Below are 22752 nucleotides of genomic sequence, written 5' to 3'. Positions count from 1 at the left end.
ATCCGTGCAACGCCAGTGCTATCCCCGTCGGGGACCGGGCTCTGGTGGGGCCTGCTCGGGGTCGCGGCGTTCTCCTTCACCGTCCCGTTCACCCGCGTCGCCGTCGAAAGCGGCGGCATGTCACCGCTGTTCATCGGCTCCGCCCGCGCCGTCATCGCCGCGCTGCTCGCGGCCGCCGCGCTGGTGATCACGAAGCAGCGCCTGCCCCGCGGCATCCAGTGGAGCCGGGTAGCGGTCGTCGCCGGCGGCGTGGTGGTGGGCTTCCCCGTGCTGACCTCCTTCGCGCTGACCACTGCACCCGCGAGCCACGGCGCCGTCGTCATCGCCGTCCTGCCCGCCGCGACCGCCGTGATGGCCGTGATCCGCGGCCACGAGCGTCCCCCGATGGCGTTCTGGATCATGGCGGCCGTGGGCGCGGCCGCCGCCGTCGTGTTCGCCGCGTTTCAGGGCGGCGGGCTCAGCGGGCTGCACTGGTCCGATCTGCTGCTGTTCGGCGCCGTCGTCGCGGCCGCGATCGGCTACGCGGAAGGCGGGCTCCTCGCCCGCGAACTCGGCGCCTGGCAGACCGTGTCCTGGGCGCTGGTGCTCTCCGCGCCGCTGATGATCGCGCTCACCGGCATCTCGATCGCCCGGCAGGCCCCGAGCGGCACCGCGACCGAATGGGCCGCGTTCGCCTACCTGGCCGTGGTGAGCATGTTCCTCGGCTTCTTCGCCTGGTACCGAGGACTGGCGATCGGCCCGATGGCGCAGGTCAGCCAGGTCCAGCTCGCCCAGCCGGTGATGACCATCAGCTGGGCCGCGCTGTTCCTGCACGAACAGCTCACCTGGCCCACGGTCCTCGGCGGCATCGCGGTGGTCGCCTGCGCCGGAGTCGCCGTCCGATCCCGCCTCGGCCAGACCGCGACCAAGCGCTGAGCACCCGCCTTGCGGCCACTAGGAGGATTTCCAATTTTGCCTAAAATTGGGAGCTCCCCCCACCACGCGACCACGCGGGGCGCTGCCGCTCTTGCCCAAGAAGTCGTTTTCGAACCGCTCTCCCGAGGTTCCCGGCTCCTGACACCGGTGGGCGTTTTCGCGCGAAACCGTCGCCCCGCCCTCACGCGGGGCGCCGGTTTCGCGCGAAAACGGCGCCCCGCGCCCCAGATGGCCACGTCCTGCACGGGGCGCGCACCATTCTGGAACGACCTGAAACCGGATCGCTCATCCCGGCCGGGCAGGTTCCCGATTTTGCCTAAAATTGGGGGGTTCCTGGCGCGGGCGGGTTACCCGGTGATCAGGTAGCCGGAGCCGCGGACGGTCTGGATCAGCTGTGGTTCGCCGAGCTTGCGGCGCAGGCGGCCGATCACCACGTCGAGCACGTTCGACGCCGGGTCCGCCGCCTCGTCCCACGCGTAGTCGATCAGCTCCGGGCGCGACAGCGGCGTGCCGGGCGAGGTCATCATCCGCTCCAGGACCAGGAACTCCTTGCGGGTCAAGGTGAGCAGCACGCCGGCCCGGCGCACCTGGTGGTTGCCGCCGTCGAGCTCGACGTCCGCGCAGTGCAGCACCGCCGGCCGGCCCGCCGTGGTGCGCCGGCACAGGCCGCGCACCCTGGCCACCAGCTCCGCCATCGCGAAGGGCTTCACCAGGTAGTCGTCGCCGAGGCGCAGGCCGTCGATCCGGTCGGCCAGGCTGTCCCGCGCGGTCAGGAAGAGAACCGGCACCGGCCAGCCTTCCGCGCGCTTGCCGCGCACGTAGTGCAGCGCGTCCCCGGCGGGCAGCATCCGGTCGAACACCGCGCAGTCGTAGGCGTTCACGAACAGCGCCTCGTCGGCGGCGGGCAGGTCGGCCGCGACGTCCACCGCGAACCCGGCGCCGCGCAAGGCCCCGTCGAGCGCCACCCGCAAGTTGTCGTCGTCCTCGGTCACCAACACCCGCACAGGTGCACGCTAGCGCGCCGGCGCCGCCCGCATACCGGCATTGGCGATACCGATCACCCCGCCTCGTCCATCAGCCAGCCCCGGTCGGCCGCCTTGACCCCGGCCTGGAACCTGCTGCGCGCGCCGAGCCGGTTCATGATGTCGGCCACCATCCGCCGGACGGTGCGGACCGAGATGCCCAGGCGGGCCGCCGCCGATTCGTCGGTGCTGCCCGAGCAGAGCAGGGTCAGCAGGTCTCGCTCCCGGCTCGTCAGCACCGAAACGTCGCCGGATTCCGGCAAATCGGCCGGGGTGAGCGGCACCGCGGACCGCCAGATCCGCTCGAACAGGCCCACGGTCGCGGTGACCACGCTGGGCAGCTGGAAGAATGCCGCGCCCGTGGCGCTCCCGGCGTTCGAGCGGTCCGCGGGCAGCACCGCGGACGTCCCGTCGACCACCACCGCCTCCATCGGGACCTCGGCATCGGTCCGGACCTCCGCCCCGGCGAGCGCCAGGGCGGTCAGCGCGCCGGAAAGCCGCACCGCGTCGGGCGCCAGCACCCGGTACCGCACGCCGTGGCGCAGGTTCGCGCCCGACCGGCGCAGCGCACCGATCGGCCAGGACTGCGCGCCGACGGCCATGACCAGCACCTCGCTGGTGGCCGAGGCCAGGAGCGCGTCCATCCTGGCGCGGCCCGTCGCCGGACCGCTTCCCCCGACCAGGCTGAGCCGACCTGCTGACTGGGCTTTCATGACGGGCACCTCCGTTGAGCGGTGGGAATCGGATTGCGCGGCCGCGTCCCGCTGCTCCCCCGAGCAGGGCTTCCCGGCGTGCCGCAACGAGTTCCGGCCCGCGGCCGGTTCATGCCAGATCGGACCGATCGGCTGACCTGCGCCCGTCCTCGGGTTAGCGTTCAGGGGCGCGGCTCGCTTCGCGTCCCCCGGCTCGAGGAAGGTGTTCCGCGCGGTGTGCGCACCGGGCGGAGCGGGTGGCTGGAACTGCATGACACCGACTTTCCTCCGCACCACATGAGGTTTTGATGACACGGATCATGGTCGTCGAGGACGACGAGAACCTGCGCATCGCGGTCGCCGCGAAACTGCGCACGTCGAACGTCGAGGTCGACGCCTGCGGGGACATCAAGACCGCGGATCCGGCCCTGCGCGAAAACCACTACGACTGCGTGGTGTTCGACCGGATGCTGCCGGACGGCGACGCCATCGACTACGTCCACGCCAGGCGGCGGGAGGGCTGGCACGCGCCGGTGCTGTTCCTCACCGCACGCGACGCGCTCGCCGACCGGGTGGCGGGGTTCGAGCACGGGGGCGACGACTACCTGGTCAAGCCGTTCGCCATGGCCGAGCTCGCCGAGCGGGTGGCCAACCTCTGCCGCCGGGCCGGTATCTTCCGGCCCACCGTGCTGAGCCACACCGACCTCGTGATGGACTGCGCGCGTCGCGAGGTGCGCCGGGCGGGCGCGCTGCTGACCTTGACGAACAAGGAGTTCGCCGTGCTCGAATACCTCCTCACCAGGGCGGGGCGAACGGTGGGACGGGCCGATCTGATCGAGCACTGCTGGGACGAGCAGACCGATCCGATGTCCAACGTGGTCGACGCGACGGTCCGGAGGTTGCGCCGCAAGCTGCGCGAACCCGAGTTGATCCACGCGGTGCGCGGCGTCGGCTACCGGCTCGGCACGCCGTGAACCACTCCGCAGCGGACCGGCTGCGCAGGCTGCGCTGGACGCTCACCGCGCTGTTCACGGCGATGAACGCCATTGGGCTCGTGGTGCTCGCCTGGTTCGTGATCAGCGAGGACGGCAAGCGGGGCATCGAGCAGACCGATGCGGAGCTGCACCGGATCACCTCGTCGGTCAGCAGGCTCGTCGGCTTCGACGAGGCCATCCAGTTCAACCTCGTCAACGCCGACGTGCTCAACGAAGGCTGCCCGCAGTTCGCGATCCTGCCCGGCGGCGCACCCACCTTCCAGCCGCACCTGTCGGACCGGCAGTGCGTGCCGATGGACATCGGGGTGCTCAACGGGCTGGCGGCCGGGGCCGTCGGTTCCGGCAACCTGGTCTCCGGCTACCAGGAGGGCACCGGCGGCGAGCCGGTCAGGGTGCGGGCCGAGCCGCTGATCAGCCGCGACGGCACCTACATCGGCGCGGTGGTCGCGGTCGCCGACGCCCGCCCGGAGCAGCAGCGGCACACCGAGCTGGTGCTGGTGGTGATCGGCGGCTGCGCGGTGCTGATCGGCGGGCTGGGGGTGGCGAGCCACCTGTTGTCCGGACGCTCGATCCGGCCCGCGGCAGCGGCGCTGCAGCAGCAGGAGGTGCTGCTAGCCGAGACGGCGCACGACCTGCGGACGCCGGTGGCGGCGCTGCGCGCGCTCGCCGAAACCGCGCTCGACAACCCGACCCAGCGCGCCGATCTGTTGCCGCGCACCGTCCAGCTGGCGGCGCGGATGGGCAGCATCATCGACGACCTGCTGGCCCGGGCGCGGCTCGCGGCCGGGGTGGAGCAGCTGACCATCCAGCCGGTCTGGCTGGACCAGCTGGTGGTCGGCGTCGTCGAGGACACCAGGACCGACGGGGCGCAGGTGACCGTCACCGCGGCACCGACCAAAGTGGACGCCGACCCGGTGCTGGTGCAGCGGGCCATCGGAAACTTGCTGGACAACGCGATGCGGTACGGGCGGCAGCCGGGCGCGGACGCGATCGTGCACATCACGGTGGCCGGCGGCACCGTCACGGTTGCCGACCACGGCCCCGGCATCGACGCGGAGGCGGCGGCGGACGCCTTCGACCGGTTCAGCAGCACCGGCGGATCGTCCGGCCTGGGCCTGTCGATCGTGCGCTGGGTGGCCCAAGCCCACAACGGAACGCTGGCGGTCTACAACGCCGACGAGGGTGGCGCGATCTTCGAGCTGCGCCTCCCGCTGAGCGCGTCCTGACCGGGTGCCGAGTTTCAATTGAAACTGGGCCACAGGTCCAACGAACCACAAGTTTCAATTGAAACTGGACGTCGGGGTGTCTGCGGACGCAGGTTTCAATTGAAACTGCGGATCGTGATGTCGTGCCAGGGCGGCACATCGACCCGTTCGAAGGGTTCGGCGTTCCGCCGCCGGGTCGCGCACGACGGTGATGGCAGCAAGGTGTCATCCGGTCCTCGTCCGCCATCTCCGCGCCTACCGTTGGTCCGGATCCGGGCTGGAACGAGACTTCGGGGTGGGGCGTGACCTGGGAACTCAACATGCGACTCGAAGCGACCGACACCGAGGTGGTACAGATCCAGTCGCTCCTGAGCGAGACCAGCAACACCTGGCTCCGGCTGCGGCCGGTGACCGTCAACAACGAGGAGGGCATCGGGCAGGGCAGGCTGGCGCAGGCGTTCCGGCCGACCTACGTCCCGGCGGCCGAGCAGGTCCGCACCCTCGCCGACGGCGTGCTCGACAAGCTGGAGATGACCACCCACGCGGGCCGCGTCGCCGTTCAGGCGTACCGGGAGGCCGAGATCGCCGCGAGCCAGACCATCGAGGGCGGAATTCCCGGCATCCGCTGAATCCGTCCACATGCGACACTGGGAAGTGCTGTGCCTGTTTCGGAACCCTCCGGGGAACTGTGGTCCAAGGTCAAGCCGCTCACCGAGTGGCCGGACACCAACGAGGACATGGTGGGCGCGATCTACTTCGCGCTGCTGGATTCCGCCGCGGCGTTCGCGGGGCTCAACGAGGCGGGTCTTGAGGCGGTCTGGGAGGCCTGGCAGGACCCGGGGGGCGGCCAGTTCGTCAGCGTGCTGACCTGGGAGATCAAGCTGGGCGTCGGCGCCGCCGGTCAAATGGTGCAGCTCGGCGGGCTCGCCGGCGCGTTCGCCGCCGACGTCAAGAACGCGAAGCAGTACATCCAGAACATCATCGCGCTCAACACCGTCCCGTACGAGGCCGCCGGTGCCGTCCCGTTCATCGGCGACGACGCCCAGGAGCGGATCGTGAAGCAGGTCGCCTCGTGGATCAACAACCACCTCAACGGCCTGCTGGACGGGATCGCCAACCGCCGGGACGTGGACCACGGCGCGATCGTCGCGGAGCTCGGCGAGGGCCGCAACCTGCTGGAGAGGGGCCAGGACCTGCTGACGGACAACGCCGAACTCGTCAACAAGGTGTCCGATGTGGTGGGTGACATCAGCACCACGCTCGGCCTGGCCTCCGATGTGGCCGGGGTCGTCCCGAATCCCATAGCGGAGGGGATCAGCAACGCGCTGGGGAAGGCGTCGCTGGGCACCGGCGTCGTGGCGCTGGGCGGCCACACGCTGGCGGACAAGGCCGGCGCCGATGTCGCCGAGGAGACGCTGAACTGGGACCGGCAGGCGGTCATCTACGGCGCGTCCGGCGTGCCGAACGGCACCACCTTCGTCGTCGGGCAGCAGATCGGAGCGGAGCTTGCCACGCCCGACGAAGGCCCGCCGACGTACTTCAACGACCTGGAGTCCTACTGGGTGCCGGAGAACCCCTTGCAGGTAGCGCTCAAGGGAACACCGCTGGGCATCGTCGTCCCGTTCGCCAACGCGGCCGGGGACGGGATCGCCGCGGACAACGAGAACCAGGGCGCGCGCGACGAAACCAGGGCACGGGACCGGGTGGGGGCACGATGACGGCGGTAGCCTCCCGATCCCGGATGCCGGAGATCGCGTTGCCCGAAGGCTTCGAGGCGATGCCGCTGCCACCGGGCGCCGCCGAGCAGGGCGCGAGCATCCTCGGCAGGTTCACCGCCGGCGATCCGCCGGTCTCGCTGGCGCTGGCCGTCGGCGTCGCCCCGCTGCGCGCGATGCCGCTGCCCGCGGTGGCGGTCGCGAGCAGCCTCGTCGTGCCCTACCGGCGGCGGCACCCGGCGGCCCAGGTCGGCGTCGCGACGCTGGCCAACGGGCCGGCGCTGGTGGCCCTGCACGCCGGGGAGTACCGCCTGCCGCCGGAGGTCGCCGGGGCGCGAGAGGAGCTGCTCCTGCCGCGGATCAAGGCGGAAGTGCAAGTGCCGGACGGGAATCGGTTGGTCGTCGTCTCGGTCGCGGGTGCCGGGCAGGACGACTGGCCCGCGGTCATCGCCGAAGCCACCCGCCTCGCCGGCAGTGTCGGAAAGGGACGGGGAACGCGTGCAGAACGGGACCGATGACCACGATCTCGGCGAGATGCGGGAGACCTACGAGCGCCTCGCCGACGGGATCCGGAAGTTCCGGGACGAGCTGACCGACATGCGGGTCACCGCCGACTCCGCCGACGGCCTCGTCTCGGCGACGGTGAGCGGCCGCGGCGAACTCGTCGAGCTGCACATCGATCCGCGGGTCTTCCACGCCCCCGATTCGCGGCGGTTGGCCGAGCAGATCATGGGGACCATCCGGTTCGCGGCCGGTTGCGCGCGCCAGGACGTGTTCGAGCTCGCCAAGCCGTTCCTGCCCCCGGACGCCGAAATCGACCGCACCGACGTCGATTTCGACCCCTCGCTGCACCAACTGGACCGCGCACTGGGCCGCACCCGCTGAGCTCGTGGCCTGTTGCGGCCACGAGCAGCGATGCGGCCCGCACCGGGAAGACCATGGTGGAGATGAGACGACATCGAGTGCTGCTCGCCGCGGTGCTTGCCGCGACGGCGCTTCAGATCACCGGCGGCGCCGTCGCGGACGCCGCTCCCCCGCCCGGCGCCTGCCACGACCCGGAGCCGACCCGCCCGCAGGTGCGGGAGCAGCCGTGGGCCCAGCAGGTCCTCGACCCGCAGCGCGCCTGGCCGCACAGCCGGGGCTCCGGGGTGCTGGTCGCGGTCGTCGACTCCGGCGTCGACGCCGACCACCCGCAGCTGCGCCGGCCGGGAAAGGTGTTGCCGGGCCGCGACTTCTACCTGACTGGCGCGCTGCCGGGCGCGTTCGACTGCGTCTCCCACGGGACCGGGGTGGCCGGGATCATCGCCGCCGACCAGGTGCCCGGCGTCGGCTTCCACGGGGTCGCGCCGGACGCGGCGATCCTGCCGGTGCGGATCAGCGACCGGGACGTCGGCGATCGCGGCGAGTCGCTGCGGATCGACCCGCAGGTGGTGGCGAACGGCATCCGCTACGCCGCGGACCAGGGCGCGAAGGTGATCAACCTGTCCCTGGCGGGGCCGGACGACTACCCCGCCATCCGGGGCGCGGTCGCGTACGCGGTGGCCAAGGACGTGCTGGTGGTGGCCGCGGCCGGCAACGCGCAGCGGGACGCGAGCGCCGAACTGCCGTCCTACCCGGCCGCGTACGACGGCGTGCTCGGCGTCGGCGCCGTGGACATCGACGGCGCCCGGATGTCCGGATCGCAGATCGGCCGGTACGTGGACCTCGTCGCGCCGGGCGAGAAGGTGCTCGCCACGACCAGGGTGGACGGTCACACCTACGTCGACGGCACCAGCTTCGCCGCGCCGTTCGTGGCCGGGACCGCGGCGCTGGTGCGCGCCGCCTGGCCCCGGCTCACCGCTCCCGAGGTCGCCCAGCGGCTGATGGCCACCGCGAGCCCGGCCCGCGGCGGAGCGACCGGCGACGGCTACGGGGCGGGCCTGGTCGATCCGTACCGGGCGGTGACCGACGGGCTCGACCTCGACAACCCGGCGGCGCTGCCGGCGCACGTCCCGCAGCCCCTGGATCAGGCGCGACTCGACCGGATCGCGTGGGAGCAGGGCACGGCGGACGTGGCGAAGTGGCTGACCATCGCCGCGGCCGGGGTGGTCGTGCTGGCCGCGGCGATGGCGGTGGTCCTGCCTCGCGGGCGACGGCGCCGCTGGCGGGCGGGCCGGGCGCGCTCGCTGCCCGCCGAACCCGCCGCCGTCGAACCACCTGAGCAGATCTTCCTCATCGCCGATCGCTGAGGATCGGCGCCCGGACTCGCTACGGCTTCGGGCATTCCTTCCACTGGAAGTGGTAGGTGGTGTCGATGTTGCCGTCGGTGGAGTCCATCGACATGAAGCTCGTCTTCGACGGGTCCGAGGTGCCGGCGTCCACCCGCAATTCGGTGTTGATGTTGAAATTGCGCTGTTCGCCGCACGGCTTGTAGACGATCGCGCCGATCTCGGTGGAGTCGGTCACCTGCCAGTTGTCGCTCAGCGGGCCGGAGAACGGCGTCTGGAAACGGCCCGTCTCCGACATTCCCTGGAAGTAGTAACTCGCCTTCTCCAGCCCGGTCGCCCCCGGTTCGAGGTGGGCGAAACCGCGGTAGTCGGCGCTGGCGATGCCGTAGGTGAATCCCTGCGGAATGTTGACGATCAGGTTGAGCTGGCAGTTCTTGCGGAAAGCGGTGGGATCCGCGCCCGGGCCCACCTTGGCCAGGTAGTCGCTGTAGCTCACGGTGAACGAGGTGTTGTCCGGGGACACCGCGATCGCGGCGGTTCCCGCCGGGCATCCCGATCCGTTCACCGTCGCGACATCGATGGTGATCTTGCCGGTCGGCGGCGGAACGTCGTCGTGGTAGCCCACCGGGGAAAACATGGTCAGGGCCGTCAAAGCGGCAGCAGAAAGAGCAGCGAACATGGCGAACGCCCTTCGTGGAAGCGAACAGACAAAACTTCACTGCTGTGAATGCGATGAGAGTAGCGGCGGGACCGGTCGCCGCACGCCTCTGAACGGTCTAAAGCCGCCGGGTTCCGAAAACTGTTAATGCGCAGGGAAAACTGGACGGGAAAGGTGAACCCCGGCACCAACGCCGGATGCCCGGCGCGATGGCGCGCCGGGCATCCGGTGGGCTGGGCGCCTTCGGGCGCCCGGGTGAAAACAGCGTCTAGATGTTGGTGACGATGTTGATGCCTTGCCGCAGGGTCTGGTTGCCGATGTCGCCGACGTTGCCGTAGGCGTTGCCCTCCGCGTTCAGCCCCTCCTGCCAGTACCCGGTTTCCTTCTGGCGCAGCTGGTAGGACTGCGCCATCTGCTGGTGGGCCTCGTCGAAGTGGTTGATGTTCATCGCCTGCTGGACCTGCCCGTCGAAGTAGTCCCCGATCTGGGCTGCCGTCTTCTGGGCATCGGACATCGCCATGTCCATCATGTCGCAGACGATCTTGAATTCCCCGCCGGTCGACATTCGCTACTCCCTTCAGCTGGGGTTGATGACGCTCGCGGTGCCGTAGTCCGGCGCGACGAGCACGCTCTGGGCGCTGTCCTGACCGCCCTGGTACACGGAGAGCAACTGGTTGTTGTTGTCGACCAGGAGCTGGTTGTGGTCCGCGACCTTCCGCCACTGGTCGTCGCGGTTCTGGCCGACCGAGAAGGCCGCGACCTGCGGCGACCCCAGCAGTCCACCTTGGACCGTCTCGCTGTTGCGCTGGCTGTGGGCCACGCTCGCGCCGTTCTGGTCGCGCTGGCTGTTCTCCGTCAGGGAGACCAGGTGCTGCATCGCCCCGTAATCGATGTGGGCCTGGTTGGAAACCATCCACCCCTCCTCTGCTCGGCGTGCGGTTCCGATGCCGAAGCTAGAGCGCGGAACCCCTCCCGCGCCCCGGCGCGGCACGTTCCTGCCATCGCCCGCGCCCAACGCCGCCGATCGCGAACCATCACGGTCATGGCGACAGTCGTGGTGAAGAGGCCGGCCCGCAGACCGGCGCCGGAGATGCCCGCCGGCGAGCTGGTGCTGCAGGCGCCGCCGGAGATCCCGCCGCCACCCGCCCGGCAGTGGACGCAGGTGTTCATGGTGCTGCCCATGGTGGCGATGACGGCGGGCATGATGCTGATGTTCTCCGGTTCACTGGGCGGTTCCATCCGCTTCGTCATGTACGGGCTGATGGGCGTGGCGATGCTCGGCATGGTCGTCATGGGCTTCCTGCAGAGCGGCGGCCCGAGCAAGCGCGAGATGGGCCACGCCCGGCGCAAGTACCTGCGGCACCTCGCCCAGCACCGGCTGCGGTTCCGGCGGTCGGTGCGCGGGCAGCGCGCGGCGATGGAGTACCTGCACCCGGATCCCGCCTCGCTGTGGTCGGTGGCGGCGAGCTACCGGTTGTGGGAGCGGCGCAAGGACGACCCGGATTTCGGTGTCGCGCGGATCGGCCGCGGCGCGCAGCGCCCGACGGTCACGCTGGTCGCCCCCGACACCAAACCGCTGGAGGAGCTCGAACCGCTGTCCGCGCTGGCGCTGCGCAGGTTCATCACCACGTATTCCACAGTGGACCGGTTGCCGGTCGCGATCGCGGTCAACGGCTTCAGCCGGATCTACCTGCGCGGCGACCGCACTGCGGCGCTGGGCATGCTGCGCGCGATGCTCGCGCAGCTGGCCACCTCGCACTCGCCGGACGACCTGCGGATCGCGGTGTGCGCGGGCGAGGAGCGCCGCCCGGACTGGGAGTGGGTCAAGTGGCTGCCGCACGCGCTGCACCCGGAGCGCACCGACGCGGTCGGACCGGTTCGCCTGGTGGCTCAGGAGATTCCGGCGCTGGAATCGATGCTGGAGGAGGAGCTCGCCAAGCGGCCGCGCTTCGACCCGGAGGCCGGGGCGGGCATCCCGGGCCCGCACCTGGTGGTGGTGCTCGACGGCGGCTCGGTCGCCGGCTCCGATCACCTGATGACCGGCGGTGGTGTGGAAGGCGTGACCGTGGTGGATCTGACCACCGCGCCGCCGCGAGCGCTGGACCGGAGCGCGGTGGTGCTGGACGTGGCCGCCGACGGCGAGCTGGGCAGCGAGACGATGGACGGCGCCGCTCAGGTCGGCCGGGCGGACTCGCTCGGCGCGGCCGCGGCCGAGGGCCTGGCCCGGCAGCTGGCCCCGCTGCGGCTGACCGCCGGCGTGCGCGGCGATGCGCCGATGACCAACGAGCTGGGCCTGGCCGAGCTGCTGGAGCTGGGCGACCCGTACGAGCTCGACCCGGCCGAGACCTGGGCGCCGCGGCCGAACCGGGACCGGCTGCGGGTGAAGTTCGGCATCCGGGCCGACGGCGTTCCGATCGAGATCGACCTGAAGGAGTCAGCCCAGGACGGCATGGGCCCGCACGGCCTGCTGGTCGGCGCCACCGGCTCCGGCAAGTCGGAACTGCTGCGCACCCTGGTGCTGGCGCTGGCCGTCACCCACCCGCCGAACTCGCTGAACTTCGCGCTGGTCGACTTCAAGGGCGGCGCCACCTTCGCCCGGCTGGACGCGTTGCCGCACACCAGCGCGGTGATCACCAACCTCGCCGAGGAACTGCACCTGGTCGACCGGATGACCGACGCGATCAACGGCGAGCTGATCCGCCGCCAGGAGCTGCTGCGCGCGGCGGGCGACTTCGCCTCCCTGCGCGACTACGAGAAGGCCCGCGCCGCCGGGGCCCCGCTGCCCGAGGTGCCGACGCTGCTGGTCATCTGCGACGAGTTCTCCGAACTGCTGTCCGCCAAACCGGAGTTCATCGACCTGTTCGTCCAGATCGGACGGGTCGGCCGCTCGCTCGGCGTGCATCTCCTGCTCGCCTCGCAGCGGCTGGACGAGGGCCGGCTGCGCGGCCTGGAAACCCACCTGTCCTACCGGATCGGGCTGCGCACCTTCTCCGAGATGGAGAGCCGGGCCGTGCTCGGCGTGCCCGACGCCTTCCGGCTGCCGAGGGCTCCCGGGCACGGATTCCTCAAGGTCGGCACCGAGCCGATGGACCGGTTCCGCTCCGCCTACGTCTCCGGCGTCTACCAGAGCGCCGCCGGAACCGGCGTGGCCGCGGCCTTCGGCGAACGGCTGGCGCTGCACGAGTACACGACCACGTACCTCGCCCCGGAGCCCACTCTCGACGACGTGCCGGAGGAGCCGGAAGTCGACGAGGACGCCGCCGTCGGCGAAACCCTGCTGGACGTCCTGGTCGACCGGCTGCAGGGCCGGGGCACGCCGGCGCACCAGGTCTGGCTGCCGCCGCTGTCCGACTCGCCGTCCCTGGACGCCGTGCTGCCGCCGCTGACCACCGATCCGGTGCGCGGGTTGACCGCCGCCCCGGCGGGCACGCTCCGCCCGGTGCTGGGCATCGTGGACCGGCCACTGGAGCAGCGGCGCGACCCGCTGGAGCTCGACCTGTCCGGCGCCGCCGGGCACGTGCTGGTGCTCGGAGCCCCGCAGACCGGCAAGAGCACCGCGCTGCGCACCCTGATCACCAGCCTCGCGCTCACCCACACCCCGCGCGAAGCCCAGTTCTACTGCCTGGACTTCGGCGGTGGCACGCTCGGCTCGCTCGCCGGTCTGCCGCACGTCGCGGGCGTGTCGGGACGCCTGGACACCGGCGCGGTCCGGCGCACCGTCGCCGAGGTGGCGACGCTGCTCGCCCAGCGCGAGCGGATGTTCGCCGAGCACCAGATCGACGGCATCGCCACCTACCGCCGGCTGCGCACCGAGGGCCGGTTCGCCGACCACCCGCACGGCGACGTCTTCCTGGTGATCGACGGCTGGCAGACGCTGCGCAACGACTTCAACGACCTGGAGGAGGCCGTCGGCGACCTCGCCGCCCGCGGCCTGTCCTACGGCGTGCACGTGGTGGCGTCCTGCGCCCGCTCCTTCGAGCTGCGGATGAACGTCCGCGACCTGTTCGCCAGCAGGCTGGAGCTGAAGATCGGCGACCCGATCGACTCGATCGTGGACCGGCGCGCCGCGATGAGCGTGCCCGCCGACTCGCCCGGGCGGGGCCTCGCGATGAGCGGGCACCAGATGCTGGTGGCGCTGCCCAGGATCGACGGGGTGAGCAGCGCAGGCGATCTGGCAGGCGGCATCGGCGCGCTGGTCGAGGCGGTCGGGGCGGCGTGGCCGGGCGAGCCCGCGCCGCCGGTGCGGCTGCTGCCGGGCGTGCTGCCCTACGCCGAGCTGCCCGCCACCGAGGAGCTCACCGGGGACGAAGCGGGGCTCGCGGTCGGCATCCACGAGCGCGACCTCTCCCCGATGCGGCTGGACTTCAACGCCGACCCGCACTTCTTCCTGCTGGCCGACACCGAATCCGGCAAGACCTCGTTCCTGCGGGTGCTGGCCCGGCGGATCTGCCAGGCGTACTCGCCGAGCGAGGCGCGGATCGTGCTCGTCGACCACCGCCGCGGTCTGCTCGGCGAGATCGGCGACGAGCACCTGCTCGGCACCGGCACCAACGACGCGCACAGCCGCGGCCTGCTGGCCGAGGTGGCCGCCGAGCTGACCAAGCGGCTGCCGGGCCAGGACATCACGCCGGAGCAGCTGCGCGCCCGGAACTGGTGGCAGGGGCCGGAGATCTTCGTGCTCGTCGACGACTACGACATGGTGGCCACGCACCAGGAACACCCGCTGATGTCGCTGCTGCCGCTGGCGGCGCAGGGCGCCGACATCGGCCTGCACGTCGTGCTGGCCCGCCGCACCGGCGGGGCCGGGCGCGGGCTGTTCGAGCCGTTCCTGGCCCGGCTGCGGGAGGTCGGCGCGCCCGGCCTGATGATGTCCGGCGACCGGGACGAGGGCCCGCTGCTGGGCGGCATGCGCGCCCAGGTGCTCCCGCCGGGCCGCGGCTGGCTGGTCGACCGCCGCGGGCAGAAGGACCAGGTCCAGATCGCCTGGCTCCCGCCGAGCTCGTAGCCGAAATGGCCGGTTGCTGTCGCGGCGCCCACCGCGACCGGCCGCCGTGCTTCGCTGAGCAGGGGCAGGCGATGCGCGAAAACCCGTGGCATTCCAGCGGAACTGCCGGGCCGACCCGGACCGCAACCGCGCGACACCGCGCCGGACATCGAGGAGGGGCGTATGCCCGCAGCAGAGGTCAACGGCAACACCGAGGCAATGAGCGCGTTCTCCAGCCGGCTCACCGCTCCCCCGATGCCGCCGTCGCTCACGCGGCTGGGGACGCCGCCGAACCTGTCCGGCCTGTTCGAGGGGATCGCGATGTCCGTGCTGGACAAGGCCGCCACGGCGGCCATGGCCACGTACCTGACGAAGGTGACCGAGGACCTGGTGACCGACTCCGCGAAGGTGAAGGCGGCCGCGGCGACCTACAGCGCCGCCGACGTGACCAGCGCGCTCACGCTCACCGCCTCTGCCCTGAAGCTCGCGAACAAGGGGCTCGGCCTGCTGAAGCAGGCGGGCGGGACGTTCGGCCAGCAACCCGCCGCGAAGCCGGGTGACGAGCCCGGAACCGCCTCCCCGACCAGCGCCGCCTGAGGAGGGCATCCATGGCAATCCCCTACAACCTGCTGCCCATCGAGGCGCACATGGCGATGATCACCGCCGAGCAGGCCAACGTCGCCGTCCTCACCGACGCGGCGCGGATGTGGACCGAGGTCCGCGCCTGGATCGAAGAGGCCAGGGTGGAGCTGCACACCCGCGCGGGCGAGCTCGCTCCACATTGGAAGGACGATGCCGGGCGGGCGCACGAGGAGAAGGTCCAGCGGTCGCTGGCCGAGCTGACCATGTGGGCCGACCGGATCGACGCGGCCCAGCCGGTCGAGACGCTGACCACGCTGGCCGGCGCGATCCCGGAGGCGCTCGGGACCGTGACCGGCCTCTACGAGTCCTACATGCTCGCCATGTCCAACCCGCTCACCGCGTGGACGGCCCCGGCGTTCCAGCAGGCGGCCGGCGCGCGGATGTCGGCCCTGGGCGCGCAGTTCGACATGTCGATGCTCAAGGTCGTCGCGGCCTCCGGGCTCCAGTCGCCGGGCGACGTGCTGCCCGCGCCGAAGGGCGGCCTCCCCGTTGTCGAAGGCTCCCCGGCCGAATTCCTCAAAGCGGCGAACGCCGGGATGGACGTCCTGTCGGAACTGCAGAACCTGGCCTCGTCGATGACCGACGGCGCGACCGCACCAGACCTCTCCGGCGTGACCGGGCCGTCGCTGGCCGGGGCGACGCCCGTGACGGGCCCGGTCCCGAACGCGCACCTCGGTGCCGGGCTGCCGTCGGCGTCCGGTCCACCGGTGCCGTCGGGTGGGCTCGGCTGGGCGGGCGCGGCGGGCGGAGCTGGCATGATGCCGCTGGCGAAGCCGGTAGCGGGCAAGCGGGCGCCCAGCCTGGCCGCCGAGGTGAAGCCGGGAGCCGCCGCCGCGGCCGGGGCGAAACCGGTCGCGGGCGCGATGCCGCCGCCGATGATCCCTCCGTCCGCAGGCCAGGGCACGTCGGGCACGCTGCGCCCGGGCTCCGCCGAACAGCCCACCGGACGAACCGAGACCAAGCGCAGGCCGGCCGGAACCGACGGTGTTCCGGAGAGCCTGCGCGGCCGCTCCGGCGGCGACGCCGCCTTCCAGCGGACGAGCGGCCAACGCACCCGCGAAGCAGGCCCGGCCCGGCTGCCCGACGACGATCTGTGGCAAATGGATCCGCCCACAAGGCGCCGATAGCCGGTTCATAGCACGGAATTCCGGCACCTGTCGTGTGGGACTGGCACCGCCTGCCGGTGTGCGGGCGCCTGCGACCAGATCGCAGGCACCCGCGCGCACCCCACCGACCACACCTGCCGCAAGTTCCATTGAAATCGGATGTCCGATTTCAATGGAACTTGCGGATCGTCGGCGTGTCACACCACGACACGCCGACGCCTGTGGACAACTGCCGCAATTTCAATGGAAATCGAAGATCCGATTTCCATTGAAATTGCGGTAGAACCCGGGAGGCCGATCCCGGGGTGGGTGGCCCCGGGTGGGGTGCCAGTCGAGGTGGTCGCTCTTGCCCGGCTCGGCCTCGATGTCAGGCTGAATCCGGTGCTGCGTGCCGCAGCACGGTCCACGTCAGCATCGAAAGCAGGGCCACGGCCGTGCAAGCGACCCAGAACGGGGTGAACAGGCCGAAACCGATGGCGGACAGACCGAGGTGCTCGCGCGCATGCAGGACCCAGATGGAGAACGCCCCACCTCGGTCAGGTTCATCGCCAGAATGCACGCCGTCAGGGTGCGCATCCCGGCGTGACGCCCCAGCCACGCCAGGCCTTCGGCGACCTCGGTGCGCAGCGGATGCGCCGCCTGTGACTGCGAGGAGCCTCGACGTGCCGGATGCGGGCGACGATCAAAGCCCTCAGCGCGAAGGTCAGCGCGTGGAAGCCGAGCGGCATGGCGCTTCCGGCGGCGAACATCAGCGGCCCCAGCAGTTGGTTGTTCAGCAAGAACGTCAGCATCAGCCGCGCATTGGCCCTCCCAAGCAGCTGCTGCGGCACCAGTGCGGGCACGAGCGTGCTGTACACGGTATCGACGAGGGTTTCGCCGACTCCCAACAGGAACAGCGCGGCGTAGATGCGGCTTCGCCACTCCAAAGACACGGGCACCCCTACCGCAGCACATCCAGAACAGCTCCCACCGCAGCACGAAGGGCTCACGGCCCGCAGCCCTGGCGATCGGCACTGCGCCGGTCGGCGTTACCACCGACCGGCCGCTTCCGTCCTCAGGCGTCATCCGGCCGGGGCTTGGCGCATGGCGGCATTGGGATCCAGGGCGGGGCCTTCCGGTAGGCGGGCCACCAGGCCCGCTGGCAGGCGCACCGGGCGGGCCGAGGCGTAGCCGAGCATCCGCAGCACCTCCGGTGCCGCCACCGGGTAGCGGCGTCCCATGTCCGTGACCACGGTCAGCGTGCCCACCGGGGCCTGCTCCGACGGCATCGCCTCGACCACCGCGGCCCATCCCGGCGGGACGTGCACCCGGTCGGCCAGCGGCGTCCCGTGCACGCTCCGGCGCGTGGTCGCCGTCATCGGATCGGCCGGCGGCAGCACCGGATCGACCACCAGCAGGGGCACCGCCCCGCCCTGGCCGAAGGTGGCGCACACCGTGGCCTCCCGGTCCCGCAGCCGAGCGACGGCCGGTCGCGTGGCGGGCGCCGAGCCCGCGGCCGCCACGACCGGATCGAGCCGCCGCGCCGTGGCAGCCAGCGACGGCGCCAGCTGAACCGCCTTCGGTTCCCCGCCGGGGTAGGCGGCGAGCATCGTCCGCGCGTCCGCCAGCTGGATGTCGTGCTGCAGCTGGGTGATCGGGCGCAGCGCGTCCCGCTCCGCCAGGTAGTACTGCTGCCCGCCGCCCGATGTCTGCACCACCAGCAGCATCCCGACCCGGATGTCGGTCCGCCCCTCTACCGCCGCGGACGGTTCCCCGGCCTGCGCCACCGCGAGCGGCTCGATCGGAGCGCCTTCGGGCAGCACGTCCAGCCATGCCTGCCCGACCCTCGCCCACGGCTCGGACGTCAGCGCGAGACCGGTGCCGACGACCGCGTCATAGGCGTTGATCTGGTGCCGGCGACCGCGCCAGATCAGGTAGCGCTCGCCCGTCGGCGCGAGCTCGACCAGCAGCGCCTGGTCGCCCAGCCCGGCGCCACCGGCCGGTTCGGCACCGGCCAGCAGCACCGACTCCTCGATCCTGCTTCCCGCAACGTCACTGGCCGGCGCCGAGCACAGCGACCAGGAGCCGGTCAGCAGCCGGTCCGGGCCCGGCAGCGCGTCGGGCGCGCCCGGGATGCCGATGCGGGGCCCGCGGGGCACGTCGGCGAGGGAATTCCGGGAAACCTGCTGCGTGGCGCGGTGATCGCCGAGGAGCAGCAGCGCGGACGCGTAGTTGGCGACCGGGTACAGCCGGTCGTTCAGGTAGACGTACCGGGTGCCGGTCTCCTTCTCCACGATCACCGCGGCGTCCTTGCGCCAGGCGTTGTTGCCGCCCGGCACGATCATCCCGTACACGCCGACGCAGGCCAGCGACACGATGGCCAGCGCGATGCTCGCGAGCACCGCGCCCGTCGGCCGGCGGAACGGCGGCTGCTCCGGATCGGTTTCCCTGGTGACCAGGGCGGAAATCGCCCGCTGGACGAGGAACTGGTACGCCTGCAGCTGATCTCGCTTCGACGCCATGCGCTCAGCCCCCCAGCCCTCGGACGTAGCCGTACAGGCCGAGCACGGCGCACACCACCGGGACGATGGCGACCATCACCAGGATCTCGGAGTACTCGGCGAACCGGCCCAGGTAGGGGTTCGCGGCGCGGGTGCTCAGCAGGATGCCGGCCGCGATCACCGCGGCGGCCACGACCAGCAGCAGCGGCCCGGCGAACACCAGGCCCGCCGCCGTCACGCCCGGGCCGACCACCAGGCAGCCGACGCCGAACATCCCGGCGACCAGCAACGGCACCCGTTGCCGCAGGATCGGGTAAAGCCGTGCGCGCAGCAGGAATCCGACGGCGAGCACCGCCGCCATCACCACCGAGCTCGCATCGGCGCTGCCGACCAGCGCCACCAGGCAGCACATCGCCACGACCGACGCCCCGGTCAGCATCCCGGTGAGCAACCCGTCAGCCCTGGCCACCGCGGCGTGGACCAGTTCGAGGGGCGGCGGCGGATCGTCGCGCACCAGATCCGCCGTCGATCGCGGCAGCACCGGCATCGGCACCCTGCCGAGCCGCAACGCCAGCGGGGCGAACACTGTGGACAGTGCCAGCAATCCGCCGCCGACCACGGCCGCGACCTGGTAGCCCGCCAACCCGTCGATCGTGGCCAGCCAGCCGGCGAGCACTCCGAGCAGGCCGACGGTGACCGCCCCGGCGAACAGGGCCTGGGCCGCGGTCACGCCGAGGTAGCCCACCAGGCCCGCCAACAGCAGCGACGCGCCGGCGAGCATCAGGTGGCCCGCCGACAGCTCGGTCACCGGATTCCGCCCGGCCAGGAGCAATCCCCCACCGGCGAAGGCGAACGGCAGCGCGACCCCCGCCAGCACGGCCCCGGCGTCGGCATCACCGGCCGCGCGGGCCAGCACCACGCCCGCCGCGAGCAGCAACACCGCCGTGCCCAAGGCCCACAACGCGGGCGATGTCCACGGCGGGCCTGCGCGCAACACCGCGATCAGGCCGAGCAGCACCGCCGCCGCACCGGCCGCCAGCCCCGCCAGCCGGGTGTGCCGCGGCCCCCACGCCCGGCCGGTGTGCCCGGATCCGGTGGCGATCGCGTCCACCAGGTCGTCGTACTCCAGCTCCGGCCAGCTGATCCGGCGCGGCGCCAGGTGCAGCACTTCCCCGTCCCGCACCCGGTGCGAGCCCAGCGTCCGGTCCAGGTCGAACGCCGTCCCGTCGACCCTGCGCAGCTGCCAGCCGCCGCCGGTGACGCCGTCGTCGGCCAGGCCTTCGCCCGCGCGCGCCAGCAGGCCGGGGAGGAGCTCGGCGACGGCCGCGTGCTCTGGCAACGCCATGTCGATTCGCCGCCTTGGAGCGGCGATGGTCACTCTGACCAGGCCGGTAGTCTGCATGCTCGAAAGCTTCGACCGCAGCGGGCGATCGCGGGTGGCGAAGGCAGGAACCTGCCGCGTTGCGCGACTTTCGCCGCAGACCGGCCGCACTCCTGGAGAATGGGCGCATGAGCATCGAGAGCAGCGGTGCGGTGGGCGACCTGAGGCTGCTCGCCGAAGGTCCGACCGCCAAGGTCTACGCGGGCCGGCTGGTCGATGACGGCCGCGCGGTCGCGATCAAGATGTTCGCCGACGGTTTCGACGCCGACACCACGGCGTGGCTGGACCGCGAGCGCAAGGCGCTCGACGCGTTGCGGGAGGTGCGGCCGATCCTGCCCGTCGACGCCGTGATCAAGCACCGGGACGGGCGCTCCGGCGTGCGGATGGAGCTGTGCCGGGGCTCGGTGGCCGGGCTGTTCGACTCCGGCGTCGCGCTGTCGCTGCGCGACGTGCTCGCCATCGGGTCGGCGATCGCCACCGCGCTCGCCGCGGCGCACCGGGCGGGCATCCTGCACGGCGGCGTGACGCCGCACAACGTGCTGTACCGCCGGTCCGGCGAATTCGTCCTCGCCGACTTCGGATTGGCGCTGCGCCGCCGGTTTCCGCGCGACCCGATGCACGCGGTGGCCTACACCGCCCCCGAAACGCTGCGCGAGGACACCATTTCCGCGGCATCCGACCTGTACGGGCTCGGCGCGATCCTGCACACCGCGTTGACGGGCGCGCCGCCGTTCCCGCACCGCACCGGGCAGCAGCCCGGCGAGCGGATCCTCCAGGTGCTGCGGGAACCGGTGCCGCCGATCCGGGCCTCCGGGGTGCCGGCCGAACTGTCCGATGTGGTCGGTCGCCTGCTGGCCAAGGACCCGGCGGACCGGCCGCAGGACGCCGCGATGCTGATGGCGCTGTTCGCCAAGATCCAGCGGGCGACGGGCGGCGGCGCGATCGAACCCGGCCACGACTCCGGCGAGGCCGACGACGAGGAAGACGAACCCGCCGCCGAGTTCGACGACTTCGCCGAGGTCGCGCAGCACCACCCGCAGGCCGCCGGACACGCGCCACCGGTGACCGCCGGACACGTCCCGCCAGTGGCCGCCGGACACGCCCCACCGGTGGCCGAACCGGTGCCGCCCGGCCGCACCCTCGTCCACACCTTCGGCGGCGAGTCGAAACCCGGCAAGCGCCCGCACAACCGGCGTCGCACCGGCGTTCTGATCGGCGCCGGCGTGGTCGTACTTGGCCTGACGGCCGTGCCGCTGTTCGTCGGGTCGGGCGAACCGGCGGAGCAGGCCGAATCCGCGGCCACCGCGGTCGCCGCTCCCCCGCCGCAGCAGCCGGCCGACCCGAAGCCGGACGTGAACCTCGAAGTGGCCCCACCGGAAGACCGGGGCGACCAGGTCCAGCTGACCTGGCGAGCCGACGGCGACCTCGACTTCGCGGTGGTGGTGGCGGGCGAGCGGATCGACACGATGATCCTGGTCGCCAACCGGGACCGCACCAAGGTGGTACCGGTGGACCCGACCCGGAGGTACTGCTTCCAAGTGAGGGCCACGGACGGAAAGCACATCTACACCAGCGACCCGATCCCAATCCGAGGCACCCGCTGCAACCTCTAGAGCGGAGCGCAGGCGTCGTTGAGTCGGTTACTCGCCCGCCGTCTCCGGGTAGAGGTCGAGCCATGTCACCGAAGCGGGCCGGTCGGCGGTGTGCAGGAACTCGACGAGAGTCTTGGTGAACTGCTCGACCGGCAGACCCGATCCGGGCGGAAAGTCGTCGTCGTCGAACTCGCAGCCCTCCGAGGCTGGATCTCCCTCGGGGTAGGCCTTGTCTCGGGTGGCGTCCTGGTAGCTGAGGTACCCGAATCCGTCGACGACGGCAGCGAACACACCGTGATCGGGAAAGTTCGTTTCCGCGTCCCACAGCGGCCGACCGTTGTGCACTAGCCGGGCCGAGTCAGCTTGGGGATCGGAGAGCTGCTCGACGAACCCCGCGACGTCCTCCGGGGTGCCCAAGGTCGTGTTCAGCCCCTGGTACGAGCCGTCGAGACCGACAACTGCCCAACCTGCCCTAATGCTCATCCCGTCACCTTCCGACCGACGTAGGTACGCCCTGCAGCACTAACGCACCCCTCGGCCGGTCAGCTCGCCGACGCGCGGGCCAGGTCTACCTTCCCAGCACGGGGACGAGTCCCCGGAGCAGGTACGCCCCGCACCAGCGGGACTCGGCGTCGGAGTCCAAGAGGGTTTCCTTCGTCAGGGCCTTTGCCAGCTTCCGGGGATTCGGGGCGGTGGTCGGGTCTTTCGCAACCGCCTTGGACGTCTCCCAATCGTGCTGCATCAGCTTGGACACCTCGGATGCCAAGGACAGGAACCGGACCTTCTCGTCCGTCTCCAAGCAATCCACGATGAGCTCGATGTCCTCGCGCATCGACATCTTCGAAAGCACCGCGAGCGCGTTCGCGCGCAGCGTCGACGTCTTCCCGGTGCGGACCCACTCCCGCAGGTGGTTCGCCCCCGACTCACCGAGCTTCGACGCGAGGAAGAAGTCGACGGCGCGGCTGGACGGCGCGGTCGCCAACACTCCGGGGTCGCCGCTGTCGATCGAACGGGCCAGCTCGGTGAGCGTCGGTCGGTCAGCCTTCATGGTGCGGGGGTGCGTGATGTCCCGGCGACGCAGCATGTCGTCTCCCAACGGGCCGAGTTCGCGTTCGTACGCCACCACGATATCGACCGTGATCGGCCGCCGACCAGTCT

General features: G+C 71.6%; 23 protein-coding genes. 12 read left to right on the top strand and 11 right to left on the bottom strand.

Annotated elements, in window-relative coordinates; genetic code table 11:
- Positions 1-15 precede the first annotated feature (15 nt).
- Entirely contained in the window at positions 16-915 is a 900-nt protein-coding gene (locus E1288_RS16550) for a DMT family transporter (RefSeq protein WP_207954382.1), read from the top strand.
- 347 nt (positions 916-1262) lie between these two features.
- On the opposite strand, the gene E1288_RS16545 is transcribed toward E1288_RS16550, so the two are convergent.
- Together E1288_RS16545 and E1288_RS16540 are read right to left on the bottom strand one after the other, a co-directional pair.
- Entirely contained in the window at positions 1263-1919 is a 657-nt protein-coding gene (locus E1288_RS16545) for a winged helix-turn-helix domain-containing protein (RefSeq protein ID WP_132485997.1), read from the bottom strand.
- A gap of 53 nt (positions 1920-1972) precedes the next feature.
- Positions 1973-2650, bottom strand: a complete 678-nt coding sequence (locus E1288_RS16540) for a helix-turn-helix transcriptional regulator (protein ID WP_132485995.1) — start codon at positions 2648-2650, stop codon at positions 1973-1975.
- Between the two features lie 287 nt (positions 2651-2937).
- Here E1288_RS16540 and E1288_RS16535 point away from each other — a divergent pair, with 287 nt between their 5' ends.
- The 7 genes from E1288_RS16535 to mycP all read left to right on the top strand — a co-directional run bounded on the left by E1288_RS16535 (position 2938) and on the right by mycP (position 8772).
- Positions 2938-3603, top strand: coding sequence for a response regulator transcription factor (locus E1288_RS16535; RefSeq protein ID WP_207954381.1), 666 nt, complete (start codon positions 2938-2940; stop codon positions 3601-3603).
- Positions 3600-4850, top strand: a complete 1251-nt coding sequence (locus tag E1288_RS16530) for a sensor histidine kinase (RefSeq protein WP_235883595.1) — start codon at positions 3600-3602, stop codon at positions 4848-4850. The genes E1288_RS16535 and E1288_RS16530 overlap by 4 nt, the downstream gene beginning before the upstream one ends.
- Before the next feature lie 281 nt (positions 4851-5131).
- Positions 5132-5458 (top strand): hypothetical protein, encoded by a 327-nt coding sequence (locus tag E1288_RS16525; RefSeq protein ID WP_132485993.1) that lies wholly within the window; start codon positions 5132-5134, stop codon positions 5456-5458.
- A gap of 30 nt (positions 5459-5488) precedes the next feature.
- Positions 5489-6547: a WXG100-like domain-containing protein gene (locus E1288_RS16520; RefSeq protein WP_132485991.1), complete on the top strand. Its 1059-nt coding sequence runs from the start codon at positions 5489-5491 to the stop codon at positions 6545-6547.
- Positions 6544-7062 carry a hypothetical protein gene (locus tag E1288_RS16515; RefSeq protein WP_132485989.1) on the top strand — a complete coding sequence of 173 codons (519 nt, stop codon included), beginning with the start codon at positions 6544-6546 and terminating at the stop codon, positions 7060-7062. Before E1288_RS16520 ends, E1288_RS16515 begins: the two co-directional genes overlap by 4 nt.
- On the top strand, positions 7043-7429 hold the full coding sequence (locus E1288_RS16510; RefSeq protein WP_132485987.1) for a YbaB/EbfC family nucleoid-associated protein: 387 nt from the start codon (positions 7043-7045) through the stop codon (positions 7427-7429). The genes E1288_RS16515 and E1288_RS16510 overlap by 20 nt, the downstream gene beginning before the upstream one ends.
- 62 nt (positions 7430-7491) lie before the next feature.
- Entirely contained in the window at positions 7492-8772 is a 1281-nt protein-coding gene (gene mycP / locus E1288_RS16505) for a type VII secretion-associated serine protease mycosin (protein ID WP_235883594.1), read from the top strand.
- A 19-nt stretch (positions 8773-8791) separates the two neighbouring features.
- On the opposite strand, the gene E1288_RS16500 is transcribed toward mycP, so the two are convergent.
- The 3 genes from E1288_RS16500 to E1288_RS16490 form a co-directional block, all read right to left on the bottom strand.
- On the bottom strand, positions 8792-9430 hold the full coding sequence (locus tag E1288_RS16500) for a DUF4360 domain-containing protein (protein WP_132485983.1): 639 nt from the start codon (positions 9428-9430) through the stop codon (positions 8792-8794).
- 247 nt (positions 9431-9677) lie between these two features.
- Positions 9678-9974 carry a hypothetical protein gene (locus tag E1288_RS16495; protein WP_132485981.1) on the bottom strand — a complete coding sequence of 99 codons (297 nt, stop codon included), beginning with the start codon at positions 9972-9974 and terminating at the stop codon, positions 9678-9680.
- 12 nt (positions 9975-9986) lie between these two features.
- Entirely contained in the window at positions 9987-10322 is a 336-nt protein-coding gene (locus tag E1288_RS16490) for a hypothetical protein (protein ID WP_132485979.1), read from the bottom strand.
- Between the two features lie 129 nt (positions 10323-10451).
- Between E1288_RS16490 and eccCa the strand changes: the two genes are divergently transcribed.
- From eccCa to E1288_RS16475, 3 genes are all read left to right on the top strand, one after another.
- Entirely contained in the window at positions 10452-14414 is a 3963-nt protein-coding gene (gene eccCa / locus E1288_RS16485; protein ID WP_132485977.1) for a type VII secretion protein EccCa, read from the top strand.
- A 162-nt stretch (positions 14415-14576) separates the two neighbouring features.
- The gene (locus E1288_RS16480; RefSeq protein WP_132485975.1) at positions 14577-14990 is read left to right on the top strand and encodes a hypothetical protein; all 414 of its coding nucleotides are present in this window, start codon (positions 14577-14579) and stop codon (positions 14988-14990) included.
- Between the two features lie 11 nt (positions 14991-15001).
- Entirely contained in the window at positions 15002-16162 is a 1161-nt protein-coding gene (locus tag E1288_RS16475; RefSeq protein ID WP_132485973.1) for a hypothetical protein, read from the top strand.
- 346 nt (positions 16163-16508) lie between these two features.
- Here the strand turns inward: E1288_RS16475 and E1288_RS16470 are convergent, their stop codons facing one another.
- The 4 genes from E1288_RS16470 to eccD all read right to left on the bottom strand — a co-directional run bounded on the left by E1288_RS16470 (position 16509) and on the right by eccD (position 20023).
- Entirely contained in the window at positions 16509-16700 is a 192-nt protein-coding gene (locus E1288_RS16470) for a hypothetical protein (RefSeq protein WP_132485971.1), read from the bottom strand.
- A gap of 4 nt (positions 16701-16704) precedes the next feature.
- Positions 16705-17067, bottom strand: coding sequence for an MFS transporter (locus tag E1288_RS16465; RefSeq protein ID WP_132485969.1), 363 nt, complete (start codon positions 17065-17067; stop codon positions 16705-16707).
- A 135-nt stretch (positions 17068-17202) separates the two neighbouring features.
- Positions 17203-18642, bottom strand: coding sequence for a type VII secretion protein EccB (gene eccB / locus E1288_RS16460; protein WP_132485967.1), 1440 nt, complete (start codon positions 18640-18642; stop codon positions 17203-17205).
- A 4-nt stretch (positions 18643-18646) separates the two neighbouring features.
- Positions 18647-20023 (bottom strand): type VII secretion integral membrane protein EccD, encoded by a 1377-nt coding sequence (gene eccD, locus E1288_RS16455; RefSeq protein WP_132485965.1) that lies wholly within the window; start codon positions 20021-20023, stop codon positions 18647-18649.
- 107 nt (positions 20024-20130) lie between these two features.
- Here eccD and E1288_RS16450 point away from each other — a divergent pair, with 107 nt between their 5' ends.
- Complete coding sequence (locus tag E1288_RS16450) at positions 20131-21615, top strand: serine/threonine protein kinase (protein WP_132485963.1); 1485 nt, start codon at positions 20131-20133, stop codon at positions 21613-21615.
- A gap of 27 nt (positions 21616-21642) precedes the next feature.
- Here E1288_RS16450 and E1288_RS16445 read toward each other — a convergent pair whose 3' ends face one another.
- Both E1288_RS16445 and E1288_RS16440 read right to left on the bottom strand, forming a co-directional pair.
- Positions 21643-22077, bottom strand: a complete 435-nt coding sequence (locus E1288_RS16445) for an Imm1 family immunity protein (protein WP_132485961.1) — start codon at positions 22075-22077, stop codon at positions 21643-21645.
- 85 nt (positions 22078-22162) lie between these two features.
- Positions 22163-22720: a DEAD/DEAH box helicase family protein gene (locus E1288_RS16440; RefSeq protein WP_132485959.1), complete on the bottom strand. Its 558-nt coding sequence runs from the start codon at positions 22718-22720 to the stop codon at positions 22163-22165.
- Positions 22721-22752: the final 32 nt, after the last annotated feature.

This window comes from Saccharopolyspora elongata (assembly GCF_004348985.1).
Lineage (GTDB): Bacteria > Actinomycetota > Actinomycetes > Mycobacteriales > Pseudonocardiaceae > Saccharopolyspora > Saccharopolyspora elongata.
Note: the sequence above shows the minus strand (reverse complement) of the source record. Positions and strands in the feature narration are given on the sequence as shown.